We start from the raw sequence: 20,621 nt of genomic DNA on the forward strand, positions 1-20,621 counted from the left end.
TCGGGCGGAGGGGAGGGTCAGCGGCCGGTGAAGTCCGGCCGGCGCTTGGCGGTGAAGGCGGCGATGCCCTCGCGGAAATCGTCGGTGACGGCGGTGGAAAGGAAGCGGTCGCGCTCGGCGTCCAGCTGCCCGTCCAGCGTTTGGGTGAAGGACTGCCGCATCAGGTGGCGGATGCCGGCATAGGCGACGGTCGGCCCGGCGGCGAGCCGTTCGGCCAGCTTGGCCGTCTCCGCCGCCAGATCGGCGGCCGGCACCACCCGGTTGACCAGCCCGATCCGCAGGGCCTCCGCGGCGTCGATCACGTCCGACAGCATCGCCAGCTCCATGGCCCGGCGCAGCCCGACCAGACGCGGCAGATGGAAGCTGCCCGACCCGTCCGGCGTGGCGCCGATGCGGGCATAGGCCATGGTGAATTTGGCGTCGTCGGCGGCGATGCAGAGGTCCGCGGCGGTGGCGAGGCTCATGCCCGCACCGGCCACCGGCCCATGGACCGAGGCCAGCACCGGCACGTCCAGCCGGTCGAGGATGCGAACCGCCTCGTGCAGGTGGGCGATGATGGCGCCGGCCACCGCGGGGGCGGCGGCGGGATCGTCGTTGAAACGGCCGACATCGCCGCCGGCCATGAAGCCGCGGCCGTTGCCGGCGATGACCAGCACGCGGGTCGGCCCCTGCCCGCCTTCATCCGCAACCCTGCGGCAGGCGTCCAGCAGGGCGGCGGCGGTGGCCTCGTCCAGCGCGTTCAGCACGGCGGGGCGGTTCAGCCGGATCCAGGACACGGCCCCCTCGCGGGTGAGAAGGACCGGCGGGGCGGTGTCGGACATGGTGGCGTCTCCCCGAACATCATCCAATGCGAAATCTACCTTCTGGAAGGTATGTTACCGGACGGTATTCAATGTCAACGGTCAGGTTGCCCCAATGGTAAACCGGGTCTCGCCGCGGCGGACCTAATCCGGGACTTGGCTGTTGGACATGGGGCCAGGGCTGCGGCCCCAACCCGAAAACGCAGATTTGGAGTCCCATCATGCACCATCGCCTCCCCACCGGCTTGCCGGCCACCATGCGCTGACGGCGGGCGGGATGTACGGCATGCCAACGGTTGCGCGTTCGGTCGCCTCGCTTCTGCTCGGCGTGGCTTTCCTGATGCTGGGCAACGGCGCCCTGTCCACCCTGATCGGGCTGCGGCTGACGGCGACGGATGCCGGCCCGACCGCCGTCGGGCTCATCACGGCGGCCTTCTATGCCGGGCTGACGCTGGGCTCGCTCTATGCCCACCGCGTCATCACCCGCGTCGGCCATATCCGGTCCTTCGCCGCCTTCGCCTCCATCGTCTCGGTGGCGGCGCTGTCCCATGCGCTGTTCGTCGACGTGCCGCTGTGGGCCGTGCTGCGGCTGGCCCAGGGCTTCTGCATGGCCGGCCTCTACATGTGCATCGAAAGCTGGCTGAACGGCACCGCCACCAACGAGAGCCGCGGGCAGATGCTGTCGGCCTACATGGTGACGCTGTACGGCGCGTCGGGCATCGGGCAGCAGTTGCTGCGGCTGGACGACGAGGCCGGGGTGCGGATCTTCATGGTCGTGTCGATCCTGCTGTCGCTGGCCCTGGTGCCGGTGGCGCTGACGCGGACGACGCCGCCGCAGCTGCCGAACGTCTCGTCCTTCGGCGTGCGGCGGCTCTACCGGAGTTCGCCGCTGGGGGTCGCCGGGGTCTTCATCAGCGGGGCGATCACCGGGTCGATCTATGGGCTGGCCCCGGTGTTCGGCGCCTCCTCCAGCTTCGGGGTGTCGGGAACGGCGCTGTTCATGTCGGTGCTGATCCTGGGCGGCATGGCCCTGCAATGGCCGCTCGGCCGGCTGTCGGACCGGTTCGATCGCCGCACCGTCATCATCGGCCTGTCGGCCGCCCTGTCGCTGACCAGCGTCGGCATGATCGCCGCCGCCGGGCTGGACCAGCCGCTGGCCCTGCTGCTGGTGGCGCCGCTGTTCGGCGGCCTGTCCTTCACGCTCTATCCGATCTGCCTCGCCCACACCAACGACTATGTGCGGCGGGAGGATCTGGTGTCGGCCAGCGGCGGCCTGATCCTCGCCAACTCCATCGGCGCCATCATCGGGCCGCCGCTGGCATCGGCGATGATGACCGCCGGCGGGCCGGAGGGGCTGTTCGCCTTCATCGCCGGGGGCGCGCTCTGCGCCACGCTCTACGGCCTGTGGCGCACCCGCGTCCGCCCGCCCCTGCCGGCAGAGGCGCAGGCCGCCTTCCGCGCCCTGCCCCAGACCACCCCGACGGTCGGCCCGCTGGACCCGCTCGGCCCGCTGAAGCCGCCGCTGCCGCAATAGGCCGTGACGGATCGTTGCCGGGCAAAAGCAATCCTGTTCCATCCTATGCGATAGAAGCCGTTAAGGAGTTCGGGATAAGCTGCCGCGCGTTGGAATGCTGGCTGGTGGTTGCATGCCGTTTTCGCAGAGGCCGTTTTCGCAGGACGCGGTGCCGCAGGGCCCGGCCGACGACCGCTTCGGGGAGCTGGTCCGGTCGGTCGCCCAGCAGCGCGACCGCGCGGCCTTCGCCGCCCTGTTCCGCCAGTTCGCCCCCCGCATCCTGCAATATTGCCTGAAGCTGGGCGCCGACCGCGGTGCTGCGGAGGAGCTGGTCCAGGACGTCATGCTGACGGTGTGGCTGAAGGCCGACAGCTACGATCCGGCGCAGGCGTCGGTCGGCACCTGGATCTTCACCATCGCCCGCAACCGCCGCATCGACCGCCTGCGCAAGGAGATGCGCCCGGCTCCCGACATGGACGACCCGGCGATGACGCCCCTGTCGCAGGCAACGCCGGAGGAGCAGGCACAGCTGGTGCAGAACAGCCGGCAGCTGCACGGCGCCATCGAAACGCTGGCGCCCAACCAATCCGAGGTGCTGCGGCGTTCGTATTTCCTCGAACAGACCCACGAGGAGATCGCCGAGGAGACCGACGTTCCCCTGGGGACGGTGAAGACACGGCTGCGGCTGGCGCTCGGCCATCTGAAGCGCAGCATGAAGGACGCACAATGAAGGACACAGAATGAAGGGCCGGGCGTGACGCTTCCCCACCATCATCCGGACGATCAGCTTCTGATCGGCTATGCCAGCGGACAGGAACGGGCCGGCAAGTCGCTGCTGGTGGCGACCCACCTCGCCTATTGCCCCGACTGCCGCAGGCGGGTCGCGGCCTATGAGGCGCTGTGCGGAAGCTGGTTCGAGGAATTGCCCGGTGAGGCGCCGGGCGATCTGGACGGGCTGCTCGGCCGGATGGACGCGCTGCTGGCCGCTCCGCCGGCACCGGCGGGGGAACCGCCGCGGCGCGCCTCCGACATCGCCGCACGACCGGCCGTCCCCCTGGTGCCGGAGCCGTTGCGCAGCTGGCTGCCGGAGGCCATCGACAGCCCGGTGGATTGCGGATCCTGGACGGAACTGTCGCCCGGCGTCTGGCTGTCGGCATGGCAGCGGACGCTGTCGGGCACGAACATCTGCCTGCTGCGGATGGCGCATGACGCGCCGGTTCCGGCGCACCGGCACACGGCCGACGAACTCCTGCTGGTGCTGCGCGGCGCCTTCAGCGACGAATACGGCCATTATGCGCTGGGCGACGTCGCCCAGTATGTCGCGGACACCGACCACCATGCCCGCGGCGCCAGCGAGGAGGACTGCATCTGCCTGTTCCTGCTGGACGGCGACCTGATCTTCCTCGACGGCGAGGAGGAAAGGCGGGCGGTCTGACCGCCGCCCGCCCTGCTTCCCGCCTTACTCCACGAGGTCGGCGTAGTCGGGGTGGCGCTTGATGTAGCCGTCGATGAAGGAGCAGAGCGGCAGCGCCTTCATCCCCTTCGCACGGACATCCTCCAGGGCGCCCTTGGCCAGGGCCGAGCCGACGCCCTTGCCGGACATGCTTTCCGGCACATGGGTGTGGGTGAAGACGATTTTGCCGTCCCGCAGCTCATACTCAGCCACCGCGGTGGCGCCGTCGACGGTCAGCTCGTACCGGTTGAGCTGCTCGTTGTTCCGCACGGTTTCGGTCACGCTCATGGAAGTTCCGCCCTTTCCTGCCCGGTCGTTTGAAGACAAACGAATGCACGATCCTCAGCCGACCATCAAGGATTCCGCCCCGTCGATCCACACCGGCGTGCCGCTGATGTGCTTGGCCCGGTCCGACGCCAGGAACAGGGCGAGTTCGGCCACGTCGAAGCTGTCGCCGGACTTGCCGTCGGTCAGGGGAACCTTGCCCTTGGGATACTCGATCGGCACCCGCAGGGACTCGAGGTCGCGGGACTGGGTGTTGTCGGGAATCTCGGTATCGATGATGCCGGGGCAGATGGCGTTGACGCGGATGCGGTCCTTCGCCAGTTCCAAAGCCAACATCTTCACCATCGCGACCTGGGCGGCCTTGGTGCAGGAATAGGCGGTGGCGCCGGTGTTGCTGAACACCCGCGTGCCGTTGATCGAGGCCGTGACGATCACCGACCCGCCGCCCGCCTTCTTCAGATGCGGGACGGTGTGGTGCAGCGTCAGGTAGGTGCCGCGCAGGTTGGTGTTGATGGTGCGGTCCCATTCCTCCGGCATAAGTTCGTCGATGGCCGCCCAGACGCCGTTGATGCCGGCATTGGCGAAGACGATGTCGATCCGGCCATATTCCGCCGCCAGCCGCTCCACCGCCTGCCGCATCGCCGCGTCGTCGCCGACGTCGGCGGTCAAGGGCAACGCCTTGCCGCCGGCGGCAACGATCTCCTCGGCGGTCTTGCGGATCTCGTCCTCGGTGCGGCTCAGCACGCCGACGCTGGCGCCGGCCCTGGCGAACAGCACCGCCGCCGCCTTGCCGATCCCGGATCCGGCGCCGGTGACCAGCGCGACCTTCCCCGACAACTCCATGACCTTCGACTCCAAACCAAGACTAGAGGGACGGGAAAGCCAACCGCGCGCCCGGCGGTTCGGTTCCCGTCTTCCGTCCGTGTCATAGGGTCCTGCCGATGTGGCGCTGTTACGGGGCCTCCTCCCCGCCATCCTCCTGGCTGCGCAGGATGTCCATGAAGCGCTCCTGGACAAGGTTCGGCTGGGCTCCCTTCTTGGTCACCGCGTGGAAATCCAGGGAGTGGCGGTAGTCGTCCGGCAGCAGGCAGCGCATCGCGCCGCGCTCCACCCATTGGCGGGCGTAATGCACGGGAAGAAAGCCGACATAGCAGCCGGTCAGGATCAGGAAGGCCACCCCTTCGCGGTCGGTCGCAGTGGCGGTATTGTTCAGCTCCTGCGGAAGCTGCGCCTGGGTCGGGGCGACGGCGTCCGCCGCCTCCACCTGCGCCCGCGTCACTCTGTCCGGCGGCAGGTCGAACAGCGGGTGTCCGGCGCCGCAATAGAGCAGCGACTCCTCCCGGTAGAGCGGGATGCCGGCCAGTCCCGGCAGGGCACGGCGGGCCGGCACCACGCCGATGTGCAGGCGCCCGTCCAACACGCCGCGCTCGATCTCGTTCGGCGGAATCATGCGGATGTTGACGCGCACCTCCGGCCCCATCTGCTTCAGCCCTCGCAGGGCGTGGGTGACGCGCATCCGCGGCAGGGTGACGAGGTTGTCGGTGATGCCGATGTTGAGTTCGCCGCGCAACCTGCCATGCACCGTGTTGATCTCGCTGCGGAAACTCTCAAGCCCGGCCAGCAGGCGCAACGCCGCCTCATAGGCCAGCCGTCCTTCGTCGCTCAGGCGGAAGCCCGCCCGCCCGCGCCGGCACAGGGTGAGGCCGAGCCGCCGTTCCAGGTCGGCCATATGCTGGCTGATCGCAGCGCGGCTGATGTTCAGCTCCACCTCCGCGGCGGAGAAGCCGCCGCACTCCACCACCGTCTTGAAGACGCGCAGAAGCCGGATGTCGATGTCGGTGACGGAGGAGATCGGGCGGGCCAGTTTGCTCATGGCATGTCCGGGAAAGTTAAGCGCCCACTTACGTGAACTTCGCATAGTTTGGATTTAAGCATAGCCGGCGCCCCGGCACACTCCCCTTCACCACCCCAGATATGCGAGGAGAGCGGCGGCATGGCACCTTTGGACAACGAGCTTGGCGGCGCCCCGGGACTCAACGCGGCTGACCGGGCGGCCGACCGGGCCGCCGGCCTGACCCGCGAGGAACTCGACGCCCATTGGATGCCCTTCACCGCCAACCGCGAGTTCAAGAAGAACCCCCGCGTCATGGTGAAGGCGGAAGGCGCCTGGTACTGGGACGCCCAGGGCCGCAAGATCTACGACAGCCTGTCCGGCCTGTGGTGCAGCGGCGCCGGCCATTGCCGCCGCGAGATCGCCGACGCGGTGGCGCAGCAGATCGCCACGCTCGACTACAGCCCCGCCTTCCAGTACGGCCACCCCGCCGCCTTCAAGCTGGCGCACAAGCTGGCCTCGATGACCCCGGCCGGGCTCGACCATGTCTTCTTCGTCAATTCCGGGTCGGAGGCCGCCGACACCTCGCTGAAGATGGCGCGGGCCTATTGGCGGATGAAGGGCCAGCCGGCCAAGACCAAGCTGATCGGCCGGGTAAAGGGCTATCACGGCGTCAATTTCGGCGGCACCAGCCTGGGCGGCATCGTCGGCAACCGCAAGCTGTTCGGCACCGGCGTCGACGCCGACCACCTGCCGCACACGCTGCTGCCGCAGAATCTCTTCACCAAGGGCATGCCGGACGAGGGCGCCCATCTGGCCGACGCGCTGGAGGATCTGGTGGCGCTGCACGACGCCTCCAACATCGCCGCGGTGGTGGTGGAGCCGATGGCCGGATCGGCCGGCGTGCTGCCGCCGCCCAAGGGCTATCTGCAGCGCCTGCGCGAGATCTGCACCAAGCACGGCATCCTGCTGATCTTCGACGAGGTCATCACCGGCTTCGGCCGCATGGGCACCGCCTTCGGCGCCGATTACTTCGGCGTGGTCCCCGACATCATGAACGTCGCCAAGGGCCTGACCAACGGCGCCGTGCCGATGGGTGCGGTGGTGGCCAGCCGCGAGATCTACCAAACCTTCATGGACAATGGCGGGCCGGAGTATCTGGTGGAGTTCCCGCACGGCTACACCTATTCCGCCCACCCGGTCGCCTGCGCCGCCGGCCTCGCCGCGCTGGAGCTGTTCGAGCGGGAGAAGCTGGCCGACAAGGCCGCGGCACTGATGCCGCATTTCGAGGAGCTGATCCACGGGCTGAAGGGGCTGAAGAACGTCGCCGACATCCGCAACTGCGGCCTTGCCGGCGCCGTCACCATCGCGTCGCTTCCGGGCGAGCCGGCGCGGCGGCCCTACGAGATCGCCATGAAGTGCTGGGACGCCGGCTATTACGTCCGCTACGGCGGCGACACCCTGCAGTTCGGCCCGCACTTCATCAGCGAGCGCGAGGACCTCGACCGGCTGTTCAACGTCGTCGCCGACGCGATCCAGGCCACGGCGTAAGCGCGCCGGCCCGCGCATTGCCCCCACCCTGACCCTCCCCCGCTTCGCAGGGGAGGGAGCTTTCCGCTTCGGCAGAGTTCCCTCCCCTGCGAAGCGGGGAGGGTCAGGGTGGGGGTCTCACTTCGCAAAGACAAACACCCCCCAGGAACCGCCCCCATGCCCATCGTCCCGCACCTGATCGGCGGCAAGACCGACGCCCCGGCCGACAGCCGCACCGCCGACATCGTCAATCCCGCCACCGGCGAGATCGCAGGCCAGGTGGCGCTCGCCAGCCGCAAGACGGTCGAGGAGGCCATCGCCGCCGCCGAGGCCGCCTTCCCCGGCTGGCGTGCGACGCCGCCGGCCAAGCGCGCCCGCGTCATGTTCCGCTTCAAGCAGTTGCTGGAGGAGAATGCGGAGCGCGTCTGCGCCCTCATCACCCAGGAGCACGGCAAGGTCCTGGACGATGCCTTCGGCGAGCTGACCCGCGGCATCGAGAATGTCGAATATGCCTGCGGCGTGCCGGAACTGCTGAAGGGCGAGTTCTCCAAGAATGTCGGCCCCAGCATCGACAGCTGGTCGGAGTTCCAGCCGCTGGGCGTCGTCGCCGGCATCACGCCGTTCAATTTCCCGGCGATGGTCCCGCTGTGGATGTACCCGATCGCCATCGCCTGCGGGAACACCTTCGTCCTGAAGCCGTCGGAGCGCGACCCGAGCGCCGCCCTCTACGTCGCCCAACTGGCCGAACAGGCCGGGCTGCCGCCGGGCGTGCTGAACGTCGTCAACGGCGACAAGGAGGCGGTGGACACGCTGCTGACCGACCCGCGGGTGCAGGGCGTCAGCTTCGTCGGCTCCACCCCCATCGCCGAGTATGTCTATGCGACGGCCAGCGCCCACGGCAAGCGGGTGCAGGCGCTGGGCGGGGCCAAGAACCACGCCATCGTCATGCCGGACGCCGACCTGGACAACGCGGTCAGCGCGCTGATGGGGGCGGCCTACGGCTCCTGCGGCGAGCGCTGCATGGCGATCTCCGTCGTCGTCGCGGTGGGCGACGAGGTTGCCGACCGGCTGAAGGACAAGCTGTCCGTCGCGCTCCGCGACCTGAAGGTCGGGGCCGGCACCTCGGCCGGCTGCGAGATGGGACCGCTGGTCACCCGCGCCCATTATGAAAAGGTGAAGTCCTATGTCGACCAGGGCGTCGCCGAGGGTGCCGAGCTGGTGGTGGACGGCCGGAGCCTCGTGGTGCCGGGGCACGAGAACGGCAACTTCCTGGGCGGCTGCTTGTTCGACCGCGTCACCCCGGACATGACGATCTACCGGGAGGAGATTTTCGGCCCGGTCCTCTGCCTCGTCCGGGTCAAGTCGATGCAGGAGGGCATGGACCTGATCGACAGCCACGAATACGGCAACGGCACCTGCCTGTTCACCCGCGACGGCGAGGCAGCACGCTATTTCAGCGACATGATCAAGGTCGGCATGGTCGGCATCAACGTTCCGCTGCCGGTCCCGGTCGCCTACCACAGCTTCGGCGGCTGGAAGCGGTCGCTGTTCGGCGACCTGTCGGCCTATGGTCCGGACGGCGTCCGCTTCTATACCCGCCGCAAGACCATCACACAGCGCTGGCCGGCCGGCGGCGTGCGCGAAGGTGCCCAGTTCGCCTTTCCGTCAATGAAGTGACCAAGGAAAACTCCCGATCAGGATAGGGGAGCGGTGCACAGCAAGCACGAACGGGCGCTGAATCGCGACATCAGGGGCGGCTCCAGTGTTCATGCACACGGGAGATGTCATACATCAGATGTCTTGACTCGGACGCTCTGCTTGTTGTGCACTGCAACATAACCATGAAATGAACCCGAACGGCGGAGGTCAAACGGGGTCGCCCGCAGCATTCCTGACTCTGGAGATGTCATGATCGAGTTGCTCTTCGTGGTCTGCCTCGTGTCCAGCCCCGACCGCTGCACCGTCGAACGCCCGTCGTTCCAGGAGCCCTTCGCCAACGTGATGGCCTGTTCGCGCACCGGCATGTTCCGGGCCGCCGAATGGGCGGAACAGCACCCGAAATACACCGTCCGCCGCTGGAAGTGCGAACCGCGTCAGGTCTGACCCCGCGGGCACATCCCTTCCCGTAGGACGCCCTCTCTCTCCCGCCCATCCACTCCGAAGGAGGCCCCACTCCTTTGGAGTGGACGGCATCAATCCGCATCGGTGATTGTTGAACAGGTAAACCACTGCGGATGGACGGTCGCGGCTTTCCGGCTGCGGCCCATGGGCAAGAGGGGGAGAATTCCGGGCATGCCAGTTCGCATCGCGCCTGTCTTCGCGGCAATCGTCCTTGCGGCGCTTCCCGCCGCCGCCGGTCCGGCCAACGACTATCCCACGGCGGCGCGGGCCGATTACGTGATCGCCTGCATGGCGGCCAACGGCCAGTCGCACGTCGTCATGGAAAAATGCGCCTGCAGCATCGACGCCATCGCCGACCGCATCACCTATGACGACTACACCGCCATCGAGACGGTGAAGGTGATGGCCGACATGCCGGGCGAGCGGGCGGGAATCTTCCGCAGCTCGGGCTGGGCCAAGGACCTGATGGACCGCTTCCGCCAGGCCCAGGTCGCCGCCGACCGCAAGTGCTTCTGAGGCTGGCCGCCTTGCGGTCCGCCCTCACCCGCCACCGGCCGTCAGCGGGACCGTCTGGCTGAAGGTGGCACCCTTGGTGTCCTGGGCGGTCACCTCCAGGCTGCCGCCCTCGACGGGAACGAAGCCGAAGCGCAGGTTGGGGTCCTCGCTGATCGAGATGTCGGTGTCCGCCTCCAGCACCGTCCGGCCGCCGACGCGGATGGCGATGGACTGGATGTAGTGGGCGGGGATGTAGGTGCGGCTGACCTGATCGAACTGCAGGCCGCTGGCGTTGGGATGGCTGATGAGCAGCTGCGCCTCGGCCGGGCCGCCTCCACCGGCCGTCTCCGGCAGCTTCACCTTGATGCGGCCGAGCCGCGCCATCGCCTCCTGCGGGTCCTTGAGGGCGGGCGCGGAACAGCCGCCGGCCGCCTTGACGAAGGCCCGCGTCATCAGCAGGCGCCCGTCCTCCGTCTCCCCCACCGCGCGGAGGTTGGTGTATTCGTTGACGCGCACGCGGGTCTCGATGCCGCTGCCGGCGCTGGCCGGTCCATAGCGGAAGGTGGCCGCCAGCGGCACCGGGTTCTTGTCGACCAGAAGCGACAGCGACTTCAGGCGAAGCGAGGGGGCGACCTCCACCCGCACCGGCACCAGCGCCGCGTCATGGGCGCGCGCCGGGGCGTCGATCCGCATACGGTCGCCGGCCTCCTCGACCGGACGGCCCTTGAAATACATGTCGCGCAGCAGGTCCCAGCGCGCGGCATCCTCCGCCGTATCGCCGGCGGCGAGCGCCGGCATGGACAGCACCATCAGGAACCCGGCAAGGCTCAGCTTCGGCATCGGACGTCCGGTCATCGTCTCCTCCCTCCCGTATCGCGCTCCTATTCCCATTCCAATTCGGCGAAGGTCGCCGTCACGTTGCGCGGATTGTACACATCGAACAACAGCCAGCGGTCCCGTTCATCCTCCGCCACATGCGCGACGGCGTCCTGGATGCTGCCGTTGGCCTTCAGCACCCGCCGCACCCCTTCCACCAGCGTGGTCAGGTAGCGCCGCTGAGGATCCAGCGCGCCCGGCCAGCCGACGGACGGGGGACCATGGCCGGGAACGGCCCGCACCGCCGGAATACGCTCCAGCGCGTCGAGCACGCGCAGCCACCCGACCGCGCTGCCGTCCACCGCCGGCAGATGATCGACGAACAGCAGGTCGCCGGCGAACAGCGTCCCGGACTGCCGGTCGAAAACGGTCAGGTCGTTGTTGGTGTGCGCCGTCGGATGGGCGGTCAGGACGATGATGCGGTCGCCGAGGTCGATCCGCACCTCCTCCCCCACCGGCCGGTCCACCCGCACCGGCGCGATCCCGTCCGCCGCCTCTGCCCCCAACTCGTCGGCCAGCCGGCGTTGGTAGACCTCGATGCGGGCGGCCAGCGCGTCCCGCAGATTGGCGTGGCCGACGATAGGGACTCCGTCGAACGCGGCATTCCCGAACACATGGTCGGGGTGCATGTGGGTGTTGACGACGATGACCGGCGGCTTGTCGGTCCGGGCGGCGATGGTCTCGCGCAGGCGGCGGCCCAGCTCCGGGGTGCCGCCGGTGTCGATGACCGCCACGCCGCTGCCTCCGACGATGAAGCCCATGTTGGCGGTGTCGCCCCGGTTGTCCGGCGCCGGTTCGGCGATGATGCCCTGGTGGACGAAGACGCCGGGTGCGACCTCCGTCACCGGCAGCGGCTCCGACCATGCGGGGCCGGCCGCGGCGCACAGCAGTGCCGCCAGGATCAGGCGAACACTGGGGCCGCACTTCCTCTCCGGGCTGCCGCCGAGATCAAGGCCGAGGACGAACGCCATTCCCGTCTTCCCTTGCTTCCGGTTCCCGCTCCTCCAGCCAATGGGCGAAGAGGCTGGCGACGGTGAGGTCGGCGGAGGTGCCGGGGTTGATGCCCTGCCATTTCAGCCTTGCGTCGAAGGCGAACAGATGGTCGTGCCGGACGGCCTCCGACGGTTCCGCCGCCAGTTGCCGGCGCACCTCCCGCGCTTCGGCCATCAGGGCGGCCGCCACCGCCTCCCCCTGCTTGCGCAGGACATGGCTGTCGGGGAAGGCGGTCAGGAACTCCAGATAGACCGCTTCGGCCATCGGAATGGCATCGGCACCGGTCATCGCTCGCGCGCAGGCAACGCCGATCCCGAACACGTCGCGGTAGCCATCGGCATACTGGGCGGCGATGCGGTCGCGCGAGCGCGCCGCGGCCATGGCGTTGCGCAGATCGACCGTCGCGGGGCCGGCCACGTCATGCTCGGCGGCACTGCCCAGCCCGCCGGGTGCGGCGAGACGGATCGCCTCATAGGCGGCTTCGGCGTCCTCCACGCCCAGGTCCTCCAGCACGGCGCGCAGCCTGTCACGGAGGGAATGGGTCGGCGGCATCTCCGCAGCACGGGCCAGCGGGGCGGTCAGAAGCAGGATTCCCAGGTTGGTGTTGCAGTTCACCGCCGCCCGCGTCGCCCGCACCGCCCGCAGGATGCGCTCCCCCACCGGCGCGCCGGGCCGGGCGATCTCCGGCGCCGCGACCTCCGCCGACAGCAGGAAGTCCGCCACCGTCATGCCGTGCCCGGCGGCATGCACATGGACGTTCCCCGGCTTCAACGCCATCACCTCCGCCCGGCAGACGGCCATGAACAGCTCCGCGATGCCGGAGGCCATCCCCGTCATCCCCCGAAGGACTGGTCGAGCATGCCCGACGCAAGCCGCCCGCCATGGAAGCTGCGGCCGGAGTCCAGCGCCGTTACCACCGCGCGGGCCGGCGCGAACAGCAGCGGGTCGATGGCGTAGAAGTCCTTGTTCACCGCCGCGAACACCTCGGCGAAGGGGCGCCCGTAGTCGCGCGACTCCGTGCTGGGCAGGCGCTGGGCCAGATCGGCGGCGGCATCGTCGGGGCCGGTGACGAACAGCTGCACGGTGCCGCCGAACAGGATGGCGTCGTTGGTCCGCCCCATCGCCTCCACGAAGCCCTTTCCCGGCGGCGGCAGCGGCGCCACGCCGATGCCGTCGACGACATCGTGCAGCGGAAAGCCCAGCGCATGCACCTTGTGCAGGGCAACCTCCAGCACGCGGGCGACGATCTGGACGGTGCCGGCGAGGCTCGCCGTCGGGGTCAGCACCAGGGTCAGCCGCTCCGCCGCCACCCCGCAATCGGCCGCGATCCGCTCCACCAGCGGAGCCGGCGGGACGGTGCCGCTTTCCAGGACCAGGACGGCATGGTCGCCGCTGTCCCGGTAACCGAGTTCGTCGAACAGCGTCTCCTTGCGGGCCAGGGCGCGGCCGGGGCCGGAGCCGAGCGCGAAGAAGGACCCGCCCTCGTCCTTGTGCGAAAGGCTCCACCCCGCATATTGGCTGCCCAGGCAGGCGAGCACCGGGTCGGTGCTGTGCACCGCCACCTGGAAGGGCCAGCGGTCGGACTGGGTGTCGGCCTGCAGCGTCACCCGGCCGAGACCGCCCATGCACAGCTCGGCGATGCGGCGTCCGGCCTCCAGCCCGCCGGGCCGGGCGATGCCGCCATCGACGACCGTGGCACCCGCCACCCGGCCGATGCCGATCCGCAATTGCGCCGCATCGGCGGCCAGGGCGGCGGCGAGCGGGGCGGAGAGGGCCGACAGGCTGGGGCGATCCTGCATCACGATGCCTTTCCGGCGATGGTCCGCGCCGCGTCCATGGCGTCCTGGAAGTCGAAGGCGACGGCGGCGCCGCCGGTCTGCATCCGCTCCAGCAGATGGTGCTGGACCTTGAACTTGACGTTGCCGATGGCGAGCGCGCCGATGCCGACGGCACCGGATGCAGTCGGCAAGGCAACGCCGTCATCCTGCACGCCCACGCCCTCCACCCCGGCCGGCGGCACGGCGTTGATGTCGGCCGCCACGCGCAGTCGCCCGGCCGCGCGCAGATCCTCGGCGGACAGCACGGTGATCCCGGCCTTGCCGCAGGCCAGCACGACCTCCGCCCGGTCCAGGAGGTCCGCCTTGCCGGCGCTCGCCGTATCGGCGCAGGAGAGCGTCACGCCGTAACGGCGCCCGAACTCCTCCGCCTTGCCCTGCACGGCCGACACGCCGCGGTGGCTGACCAGGGTGACGGTGCCGCCGGCCTGGGCGGCGATCAGGCCGGCGATGCCGCCGACCACGCCGGTCGCGCCATAGACCTGGACGTCCAGCCCGGTCAGGCCATTCAGCCCGGCCCGCCGCAGGGCGCGCTCCACCACCGCGACCATGGCGGCGGCGGTGGTGAAGGCGCCCGACGGGTCGGCGAAGACCGAGATCTGGAAGGGCGGGAACATCGCCTTGCGGGCCACGTCCAGCATGTCCAGCGCCATCGCCGCGTCGCGCCCGCCGATGAACAGGCCGGTGCGCGCCGCGTTCTTCGGATCGCGGGAGAACATGGCGTCCTGGGTCAGCGCTTCGACCTGCGCGGTCTCGATGCCGGTGTAGGGGACCACCGTGTCGATGCCGGCATCCACCGCCATGTTGACGTCGAACGGGCTGACATTGGCCAGCGGCGTAATCATGTGCAGCACGTAAGGGGCGACCATGCCTGCCTCCCTTCTGTCATTCACCTGTGTCATTCGCCGGCCGCCCGCCGGGCCGGGGCGGTGAACGCGTCTTCCACCGAGATGTTCTCCACCCGCGCGCCGACATTCCGGCCGCGGCAGACCATGACCTCCAGCGGCGATCCGGCCCAACGGCCGCGCATCTCGCCGGCCAGCCGCTCCGCCGAGGCCGCATCCCCGACGATGGCGAAGCAGGTCGGTCCCCAGGAACTCTGGCCGACGCCGGCGATGCCCTGCGCCTCCAGCCACGCCAGCGCCTCCGCCACCAGCGGGCTGGTGAAGCGCCCGCCCTGGGCCGGGGCGAAATGGTCGCCGACCGTGCGCTGAAGCTCGCCGACGGCCCGGCCGAACGCCTCCACGTCACGCTCCGCCAGGGCCGGAAGCGCCACCATCAGCATCAGCCGGCAGAGATGCGCCGCGGCATCCGGCGGAAAGGGCGGCAGCCGCCGGAACGCCTCCACCTCCGGCGCGCCGTGCAGCCCGTGCCCGCCGCGGTGGAGCAGCAGCAGGATGCGCCAGTCCTCCGGAAACTCGGCCCGCGCGATCAGCGGGGTGCGGCGTCCAGTCCGCCCCGGCCGCCGTCCAGCAGCACCCCGCCCTGCTCGAAGGCCGCCAGCCCGATGCCGGACCTTGCACCGCGCTCCAGCGCGCGGGCCAGATCGCGGGCGGCGGTGCGGCGCCCCTCCAGGCAGACCAGCGCCGCCGCGACGGCAAGGTCGGTCTGGGTGCCGGAGCCGAGCCCGACATGGGCCGGGATCGCCTCCTCCACCGTCACGGCGACGGCATCGGACAGCCCGGCCTCCCGCCCCAACCGTTCGATGCTGCGGCGGACGCGTTCGGCGGACGGGCCGCCGACGCTCAGCCTGTCGGCCGGGCGGACGCGCAGAGTGATTGCCGGCCGGTCGATGGCGATGCCGAGGCTGCCGAAGCGGCGCCCGAGCCCGCCATTGAGGTCGACGAAGCCGGCATGCAGCCGCGCGGGCGCATGGACCCGCACCTCCCCTATCCGATTGCGCTGGTGGCTCATCTGCATTCCCTTTGCGCGGGTCCCGGCACAATGTTAGCGTTACGAACAAAATTGTCCGTAGCGCGAACGAGTATCTGCGCGCAGTAACCCGAATGGGGTGCGGATTTCCGGGGAGGAAACTGGTCATGAACGGACCGAACGGCATGTCCGCGGCCGATCATGTCCAAGCATCGGGTGCGCCGTTTCAGGCACGATGCTTGGACGATTGCCGGCGAAGACGATTGCTCATCTGAAAACGACCGCATAGGCCGTCGGCAATAGTGCCGGCGGTCTATGCCGGCGACTGCTCGCACAGGTGATTTTTCCGCTCAGGCGATTTGGGGGGCCATGACCTTCCACCCCGAAACCCTCTGTCCGTTCTGCGGCCTGGGATGCGGCGACATCGGGATCGATCTGGACGATTCCGGCATCGCCCCCCGGCCCAGCGGCTGCCCGCAGGCCGACCGGCTGTTCCGCCGGTCCCTGGCGGTGGCGACCGATGCCCGCATGGCCGGCAGCCCGGTCCCCATCGACCAAGCCATCGCCGAGGCGGCGCGGATGCTGGGTGCTGCCCGCGCGCCGCTGGTCGCCGGGCTGGCCGCCGATGTGAAAGGCGTGCTGGCGGCATTGACGCTGGCCGCGCGCATCGGGGCGACGGTGGACCATGAACGCTCCGACGCCCTGTTCCGCAATCTGGCGGTCCTGCGGCGCTTCGGCTGGTCGGTCACCACGCTGGCGGAGCTGCGCAACCGCTGCGACCTCGTCCTGGTCGTCGGGCCGGATCCGGCCGCCGCCTTCCCGCGCCTGTGGGAGCGCTGGGTGGCGCCGGCACCGGCCTTCGTCCCCGGCGGCGGCCGGAGTGTCGTCTTCCTGGGTGGGGAGCCGCTGCCCGAGACCGTGCAGTGCCTTGCCGGCCAGATCGAGACGCGGGGGATGGAATGCGAGATGCAGCCCGACCTCGCCACCCTGGTCACCCGGCTGAGGACGGCATTGGCCGGCCGGGGAGCGGCGGAGGACCCCCGGATGGCGGAGCTGGCGGCCCGGCTGCGGGCGGCGCGCTATGCGGTGGTGGTGTGGGCGGCGGGCCTGTTCGACGGGCCGCAGCCGGACCTGATCGTCGAGGCGCTGGTCCGTCTGGTCCGCACCGTGGACGGCACGATGCGTTGCGCCGGCCTGCCGCTGTCCGGCGCCGACAACCTGATCGGCGCCAACCAGGCCTGTACATGGCGCACCGGCTTTCCCCTGCGCACCGGCTTCCAGGCGGGCGCGCCCTTCCACGATCCCGACAGGTTCGACTGGCGGGAACGGCTGCGCGATGCCGACGTGACGCTGTGGATTTCCGCCTTTCGGCCGGAAGGGCCGGAGATCGGGAGCGGCGGCGCCGTCATCATGCTGGCGCCGCCGGAAACGGCCGTGACGCCCGAACCGGCGCTGTTCATCCCGGTGGGAACGCCGGGCATCGACCATGCCGGCGACGTGTTCCGCGCCGACAGCGTGGTGGCGCTGCATGCCGGCGCGCTGGTCGACCGCGGCCTGCCCAGCGTCGCCGCGGTAATCGGCCGGATGCTGGCGGCGCTGGAGCAACCCGCCGAAACCCAGGAGGCTGCCGGATGCTGACGAAGCTTGCCGGCGGGCGCCTGTTCGACCCGGCCAACGGCCGGCAGGGCGAGGTCGCCGACCTCTGGCTGCGCGACGACCGCATCGTCGCCGATCCGGGACCGGGGGCCACGCCCGACGCCACCTATGACCTGACCGGCAAGCTTGTGATGGCCGGCGCCATCGACATCCACAGCCACATCGCCGGCGGCAAGGTCAACCTCGCCCGCCTGCTGATGGGGGAGGAGCACGAGCACCACCGCTTCGCCGGCAGCGCTTGCGGCTGCGGCGGCGGAAGCGGGCTCGCCACCCCCTCCACCCACACCACCGGCGCACGCTACATTGAGATGGGCTTCACCGCCGCCTTCGAGCCGGCGATGCTGGGCTCCAACGCCCGGCATGCGCATATGGAAATGGGCGACATCCCCTATATCGACACCGGCGGCTATCTGGTGCTGGGCAGCGACGATTTCCTGCTGGACCTGATCGCCACCAACGCCGGGCAGGCCGCGATCAACGACTATGTCGCCTGGATGCTGACGGCGACCCAGAGCCTCGCCGTCAAGGTGGTCAATCCCGGCGGCATCAACGCCTTCAAGTTCAACGCCCGCAGCCTCGACCTGGACGAGCCCGGACCCTATTACGGCGTCACCCCGCGCAGCGTCCTGACCGTGCTGGCCCGCGCGGTGTACGAGCTGGGGCTGCCCCACCCGCTGCATGTCCATGGCTGCAACCTGGGCGTTCCCGGCAATGTCGCGACGACGCTGGACACCATCCAGGCGGCGTCGGGCCTGCCGATGCACATGACGCACATCCAGTTCCACAGCTATGACACGGAGGGCGACCGCAAATTCTCCTCCGGCGCCGCGGCGCTGGCGGAGGCGGTGAACCGGACGCCGACCCTGTCGGTGGACATCGGACAGGTGATGTTCGGGCAGACGGTGACCGCGTCGGCCGACACCATGGCGCAGCGCCACACCGCCCCGCTGGCCCACCCGCGCAAATGGCTGGCGATGGACATCGAATGCGACGCCGGCTGCGGCGTGGTGCCGTTCCGCTATCGCGACAATTCCTATGTCAACGCGCTGCAATGGGCCATCGGGCTGGAGCTTTTCCTGCTGCTGGACGATCCCTGGCGGGTGTTCCTGACCACCGACCATCCCAACGGCGCGCCCTTCACCTTCTATCCGGAGTTGATCCGGCTGCTGATGGACCGCGACTACCGGCTGGCAAAGCTGGCGGAAATCCATCCCGACGCGCCGGCCCACACCACGCTGGGCTCGATCACCCGCGAATACACGCTGGCCGAGATCGCCGTCATGACCCGCGCGGCGCCGGCCCGCATCCTGGGCCTTGCCGACCGCGGCCATCTGGCGCCCGGCGCCTCGGCCGATGTCACCATCTACACCGACCGGCCCGACCGCCGCGCCATGTTCGAGCGGCCCGACCTGGTCTTCAAGAGCGGCCGGCTGGTGGTGCGCGACGGCGCGCTGGTGGCGATGGCGCAGGGCTGCACACATGTCGTCCGCCCCGGTTTCGACGACCTGATCGAGCGCCGCATCGCCCGCCATTTCGACGAGCGCCTCGGCTTGCCCATCAAGCATTTCCGCATCCGCGACGAGGAGATCCGCCACGGCGCCGGCCCCGTCCTCCATCCCTGTCGGCGGCGGGAGGTGCCGTGATGGCGGAGCTGCGGATCAACGGCGTGCGCATCGAGGATACCTTCGCCGAGGCCTTCCCGATGACCTACACGCGGCTGGTCGTCACCGCCGACACCCCCGCCTGGGTCGATGCGGCGACCGCCAGCCTGACCGGCTTCGCCACCTCCGTCATCGGCTGCGGCTGCGAGGCGGCGGTGGAGCGGTTGCTGACGCCGGAGGAGACGCCGGACAGCCGCCCGGGGGCGGCGGTGATGATCTTCGGCATGTCCAGCGGCGACCTCGCCAAGCATGTGGTCAACCGGGTCGGGCAATGCGTCATGACCTCGCCGGGGTCGGCCTGCTATGCCGGGCTCCTCGACGGCGCCAAGCGCATCCCGCTCGGCGGCGGGCTGCGCTATTTCGGCGACGGGCACCAGATCGCCAAGAAGTTCGGCGACCGCCGCTTCTGGCGCCTGCCGGTGATGGACGGGGAGTTCGTCTGCGAGGACAGCGTCGCGGTGGGCAAGGGCATCGGCGGCGGCAATTTCCTGATCCTGGCCGCCAGTCACCGCCAGTGCCTTGCCGCGGCGGAGGCGGCGGTGGCGGCGATCCGGCCGCTGCCCGGCATCATCCTGCCCTTCCCCGGCGGGGTGGTCCGGTCGGGCTCCAAGGTCGGGTCGAAATACAAGGCGCTGATCGCCTCCACCAACACCCGCTTCTGCCCGACCCTGCGGGCGGTGGAGCCCGAGACGCTGCTGTCGCCCGATGTCGAGGCGGTGCTGGAACTGGTGCTGGACGGCACCGACGAGGCCGCCATCCGCACCGGCATGCGGGCCGGCATCACCGCTGCAACAGGCGGCGGTACAGCGGCCGGGGTGATTGCGATCACCGCCGGCAATTACGGCGGCAAGCTCGGCCCGCATCACTTCCATTTGCACGAGGTGATGGCATGAGCGGCCTGTCCCTGACCTTTTGCGGCGACGCCGGCATGACAGTGGACATGTCGGCACTGCTGCCGGAGCGGCTGGCCGGGCTGACGGCGGATGCCGTCGCGCGGATGACGCTGCCCTGCGGCGGCGGGTCGGCGCGGCTGGGCGACCTTTTCGAGCTGTCGGCCGGCGACGCGGCGGAGGGACTGCTGATCCGGCCGGGCGGCGCAATCCTGCACCGGGTCGGCGCCGGCATGGCCTCTGGCCGCATCCTGGTTGCGGGCGACGCCGGCAACCATGCCGGTGCAGGCATGGCCGGCGGCCTGCTGCGCATCGACGGCAGTGCCGGCGACAGCCTGGGCGGGGTGCTGCCCGGCCTTCCCCTGGGAATGCGCGGCGGGCTGATCGGCGTCGGCGGCGATGCCGGGGACCGGGCGGGCGAGCGGATGCGGCGCGGGATCGTCGTCGTCGATGGCCGAGCCGGCGCCTATGCCGCCGCCTTCATGGTCGCCGGCACGCTGGCCGTCGGCGGCGGCTGTGGTCCGCATCCGGGCTTCGGCATGCGGCGCGGCACGCTGCTGGTCGGCCGGCCACAGGATGCGGCGCCGGAGGGCTTCGCCGACGGCGGCACGCGGGACTGGCTGTTCCTGCACCTGCTGCGCCGCGCGCTGGAGGGCACCGGAAGCTGGTTCGAGCGCGCGGGCGCCACTCGCGCCCATCGCTTCATCGGCGATCTTGCGGAAGGAGGGCGAGGTGAGATTCTGGCCGTTGTCTAGGCGACGCACCGACTTATCGAAAGCCGGAAGGCGAAGGCGCTCCATTGCCGCCCTG

20 protein-coding genes and 1 pseudogene are annotated in these 20,621 nt (G+C 70.0%); 11 read left to right on the top strand and 10 right to left on the bottom strand.

Annotation, left to right across the window (positions count from 1 at the left end):
- Positions 1-17: 17 nt before the first annotated feature.
- Positions 18-821, bottom strand: coding sequence for an enoyl-CoA hydratase/isomerase family protein (locus tag AB8P05_RS24930; protein WP_472760844.1), 804 nt, complete (start codon positions 819-821; stop codon positions 18-20).
- Between the two features lie 265 nt (positions 822-1,086).
- On the opposite strand from AB8P05_RS24930, the gene AB8P05_RS24935 reads away from it, so the two are divergent.
- The 3 genes from AB8P05_RS24935 to AB8P05_RS24945 all read left to right on the top strand — a co-directional run bounded on the left by AB8P05_RS24935 (position 1,087) and on the right by AB8P05_RS24945 (position 3,748).
- A complete protein-coding gene (locus AB8P05_RS24935; RefSeq protein WP_472760845.1) occupies positions 1,087-2,334 on the top strand; it encodes an MFS transporter in 1,248 nt (415 codons plus the stop codon).
- Positions 2,335-2,482: 148 nt separating this feature from the next.
- Complete coding sequence (locus AB8P05_RS24940) at positions 2,483-3,043, top strand: sigma-70 family RNA polymerase sigma factor (protein WP_472760846.1); 561 nt, start codon at positions 2,483-2,485, stop codon at positions 3,041-3,043.
- 24 nt (positions 3,044-3,067) lie between these two features.
- A complete protein-coding gene (locus tag AB8P05_RS24945; RefSeq protein WP_472760847.1) occupies positions 3,068-3,748 on the top strand; it encodes a ChrR family anti-sigma-E factor in 681 nt (226 codons plus the stop codon).
- A 24-nt stretch (positions 3,749-3,772) separates the two neighbouring features.
- Here the strand turns inward: AB8P05_RS24945 and AB8P05_RS24950 are convergent, their stop codons facing one another.
- From AB8P05_RS24950 to AB8P05_RS24960, 3 genes are all read right to left on the bottom strand, one after another.
- A complete protein-coding gene (locus AB8P05_RS24950; protein WP_455175008.1) occupies positions 3,773-4,054 on the bottom strand; it encodes a GNAT family N-acetyltransferase in 282 nt (93 codons plus the stop codon).
- Between the two features lie 54 nt (positions 4,055-4,108).
- Positions 4,109-4,894 carry an SDR family oxidoreductase gene (locus tag AB8P05_RS24955; RefSeq protein WP_472760848.1) on the bottom strand — a complete coding sequence of 262 codons (786 nt, stop codon included), beginning with the start codon at positions 4,892-4,894 and terminating at the stop codon, positions 4,109-4,111.
- Positions 4,895-5,003: 109 nt separating this feature from the next.
- Positions 5,004-5,924, bottom strand: coding sequence for a LysR family transcriptional regulator (locus tag AB8P05_RS24960; RefSeq protein ID WP_472760849.1), 921 nt, complete (start codon positions 5,922-5,924; stop codon positions 5,004-5,006).
- 228 nt (positions 5,925-6,152) lie between these two features.
- Here AB8P05_RS24960 and aptA point away from each other — a divergent pair, with 228 nt between their 5' ends.
- From aptA to AB8P05_RS24980, 4 genes are all read left to right on the top strand, one after another.
- A complete protein-coding gene (gene aptA / locus AB8P05_RS24965) occupies positions 6,153-7,433 on the top strand; it encodes an omega-aminotransferase AptA (protein WP_472761185.1) in 1,281 nt (426 codons plus the stop codon).
- A gap of 156 nt (positions 7,434-7,589) precedes the next feature.
- On the top strand, positions 7,590-9,089 hold the full coding sequence (locus AB8P05_RS24970) for a CoA-acylating methylmalonate-semialdehyde dehydrogenase (protein WP_472760850.1): 1,500 nt from the start codon (positions 7,590-7,592) through the stop codon (positions 9,087-9,089).
- A 231-nt stretch (positions 9,090-9,320) separates the two neighbouring features.
- Complete coding sequence (locus AB8P05_RS24975) at positions 9,321-9,515, top strand: hypothetical protein (RefSeq protein ID WP_455175012.1); 195 nt, start codon at positions 9,321-9,323, stop codon at positions 9,513-9,515.
- A gap of 189 nt (positions 9,516-9,704) precedes the next feature.
- A complete protein-coding gene (locus tag AB8P05_RS24980) occupies positions 9,705-10,049 on the top strand; it encodes a hypothetical protein (RefSeq protein WP_472760851.1) in 345 nt (114 codons plus the stop codon).
- 24 nt (positions 10,050-10,073) lie between these two features.
- Here AB8P05_RS24980 and AB8P05_RS24985 read toward each other — a convergent pair whose 3' ends face one another.
- The 6 genes and pseudogenes from AB8P05_RS24985 to AB8P05_RS25010 form a co-directional block, all read right to left on the bottom strand.
- The gene (locus tag AB8P05_RS24985) at positions 10,074-10,883 is read right to left on the bottom strand and encodes a quinoprotein dehydrogenase-associated SoxYZ-like carrier (protein ID WP_472760852.1); all 810 of its coding nucleotides are present in this window, start codon (positions 10,881-10,883) and stop codon (positions 10,074-10,076) included.
- A 26-nt stretch (positions 10,884-10,909) separates the two neighbouring features.
- Positions 10,910-11,875, bottom strand: coding sequence for a quinoprotein relay system zinc metallohydrolase 2 (locus tag AB8P05_RS24990; protein ID WP_472760853.1), 966 nt, complete (start codon positions 11,873-11,875; stop codon positions 10,910-10,912).
- Positions 11,853-12,725: a triphosphoribosyl-dephospho-CoA synthase gene (locus tag AB8P05_RS24995; protein WP_472760854.1), complete on the bottom strand. Its 873-nt coding sequence runs from the start codon at positions 12,723-12,725 to the stop codon at positions 11,853-11,855. The genes AB8P05_RS24990 and AB8P05_RS24995 overlap by 23 nt, the downstream gene beginning before the upstream one ends.
- A gap of 5 nt (positions 12,726-12,730) precedes the next feature.
- Positions 12,731-13,696 (bottom strand): methenyltetrahydromethanopterin cyclohydrolase, encoded by a 966-nt coding sequence (gene mch, locus AB8P05_RS25000; protein ID WP_472761186.1) that lies wholly within the window; start codon positions 13,694-13,696, stop codon positions 12,731-12,733.
- Positions 13,696-14,601 (bottom strand): NAD(P)-dependent methylenetetrahydromethanopterin dehydrogenase, encoded by a 906-nt coding sequence (locus AB8P05_RS25005; protein ID WP_472760855.1) that lies wholly within the window; start codon positions 14,599-14,601, stop codon positions 13,696-13,698. The genes mch and AB8P05_RS25005 overlap by 1 nt, the downstream gene beginning before the upstream one ends.
- A gap of 29 nt (positions 14,602-14,630) precedes the next feature.
- Positions 14,631-15,646: pseudogene (locus AB8P05_RS25010) on the bottom strand (beta-ribofuranosylaminobenzene 5'-phosphate synthase family protein).
- A gap of 327 nt (positions 15,647-15,973) precedes the next feature.
- Between AB8P05_RS25010 and AB8P05_RS25015 the strand changes: the two are divergent.
- Genes AB8P05_RS25015 through AB8P05_RS25030 form a run of 4 tightly spaced genes read left to right on the top strand, consistent with a single transcriptional unit; the run spans position 15,974 to position 20,566 of the window.
- Positions 15,974-17,242, top strand: a complete 1,269-nt coding sequence (locus tag AB8P05_RS25015) for a formylmethanofuran dehydrogenase (RefSeq protein WP_472760856.1) — start codon at positions 15,974-15,976, stop codon at positions 17,240-17,242.
- Positions 17,236-18,903, top strand: coding sequence for a formylmethanofuran dehydrogenase subunit A (locus AB8P05_RS25020; RefSeq protein ID WP_472760857.1), 1,668 nt, complete (start codon positions 17,236-17,238; stop codon positions 18,901-18,903). Before AB8P05_RS25015 ends, AB8P05_RS25020 begins: the two co-directional genes overlap by 7 nt.
- Positions 18,903-19,814, top strand: coding sequence for a formylmethanofuran--tetrahydromethanopterin N-formyltransferase (gene fhcD / locus AB8P05_RS25025; RefSeq protein WP_472760858.1), 912 nt, complete (start codon positions 18,903-18,905; stop codon positions 19,812-19,814). Before AB8P05_RS25020 ends, fhcD begins: the two co-directional genes overlap by 1 nt.
- The gene (locus AB8P05_RS25030; RefSeq protein WP_472760859.1) at positions 19,811-20,566 is read left to right on the top strand and encodes a formylmethanofuran dehydrogenase subunit C; all 756 of its coding nucleotides are present in this window, start codon (positions 19,811-19,813) and stop codon (positions 20,564-20,566) included. The genes fhcD and AB8P05_RS25030 overlap by 4 nt, the downstream gene beginning before the upstream one ends.
- The last annotated feature ends 55 nt before the right edge of the window (positions 20,567-20,621 follow it).

This window comes from Azospirillum sp. VT-I1 (assembly GCF_055698305.1).

Bases quoted from the DNA above. Each gene is read 5' to 3' on its own strand.
- AB8P05_RS24930 (WP_472760844.1), bottom strand. From the start codon at position 821: ATGTCCGACACCGCCCCGCCGGTCCTTCTCACCCGCGAGGGGGCCGTG.
- AB8P05_RS24935 (WP_472760845.1), top strand. From the start codon at position 1,087: ATGCCAACGGTTGCGCGTTCGGTCGCCTCGCTTCTGCTCGGCGTGGCT.
- AB8P05_RS24950 (WP_455175008.1), bottom strand. From the start codon at position 4,054: ATGAGCGTGACCGAAACCGTGCGGAACAACGAGCAGCTCAACCGGTAC.
- AB8P05_RS24955 (WP_472760848.1), bottom strand. From the start codon at position 4,894: ATGGAGTTGTCGGGGAAGGTCGCGCTGGTCACCGGCGCCGGATCCGGG.
- AB8P05_RS24960 (WP_472760849.1), bottom strand. From the start codon at position 5,924: ATGAGCAAACTGGCCCGCCCGATCTCCTCCGTCACCGACATCGACATC.
- aptA (WP_472761185.1), top strand. From the start codon at position 6,153: ATGCCCTTCACCGCCAACCGCGAGTTCAAGAAGAACCCCCGCGTCATG.
- AB8P05_RS24970 (WP_472760850.1), top strand. From the start codon at position 7,590: ATGCCCATCGTCCCGCACCTGATCGGCGGCAAGACCGACGCCCCGGCC.
- AB8P05_RS24975 (WP_455175012.1), top strand. From the start codon at position 9,321: ATGATCGAGTTGCTCTTCGTGGTCTGCCTCGTGTCCAGCCCCGACCGC.
- AB8P05_RS24980 (WP_472760851.1), top strand. From the start codon at position 9,705: ATGCCAGTTCGCATCGCGCCTGTCTTCGCGGCAATCGTCCTTGCGGCG.
- AB8P05_RS24985 (WP_472760852.1), bottom strand. From the start codon at position 10,883: ATGACCGGACGTCCGATGCCGAAGCTGAGCCTTGCCGGGTTCCTGATG.
- AB8P05_RS24990 (WP_472760853.1), bottom strand. From the start codon at position 11,875: ATGGCGTTCGTCCTCGGCCTTGATCTCGGCGGCAGCCCGGAGAGGAAG.
- AB8P05_RS24995 (WP_472760854.1), bottom strand. From the start codon at position 12,725: ATGGCCTCCGGCATCGCGGAGCTGTTCATGGCCGTCTGCCGGGCGGAG.
- mch (WP_472761186.1), bottom strand. From the start codon at position 13,696: ATGCAGGATCGCCCCAGCCTGTCGGCCCTCTCCGCCCCGCTCGCCGCC.
- AB8P05_RS25005 (WP_472760855.1), bottom strand. From the start codon at position 14,601: ATGGTCGCCCCTTACGTGCTGCACATGATTACGCCGCTGGCCAATGTC.
- AB8P05_RS25015 (WP_472760856.1), top strand. From the start codon at position 15,974: ATGACCTTCCACCCCGAAACCCTCTGTCCGTTCTGCGGCCTGGGATGC.
- AB8P05_RS25020 (WP_472760857.1), top strand. From the start codon at position 17,236: ATGCTGACGAAGCTTGCCGGCGGGCGCCTGTTCGACCCGGCCAACGGC.
- fhcD (WP_472760858.1), top strand. From the start codon at position 18,903: ATGGCGGAGCTGCGGATCAACGGCGTGCGCATCGAGGATACCTTCGCC.
- AB8P05_RS25030 (WP_472760859.1), top strand. From the start codon at position 19,811: ATGAGCGGCCTGTCCCTGACCTTTTGCGGCGACGCCGGCATGACAGTG.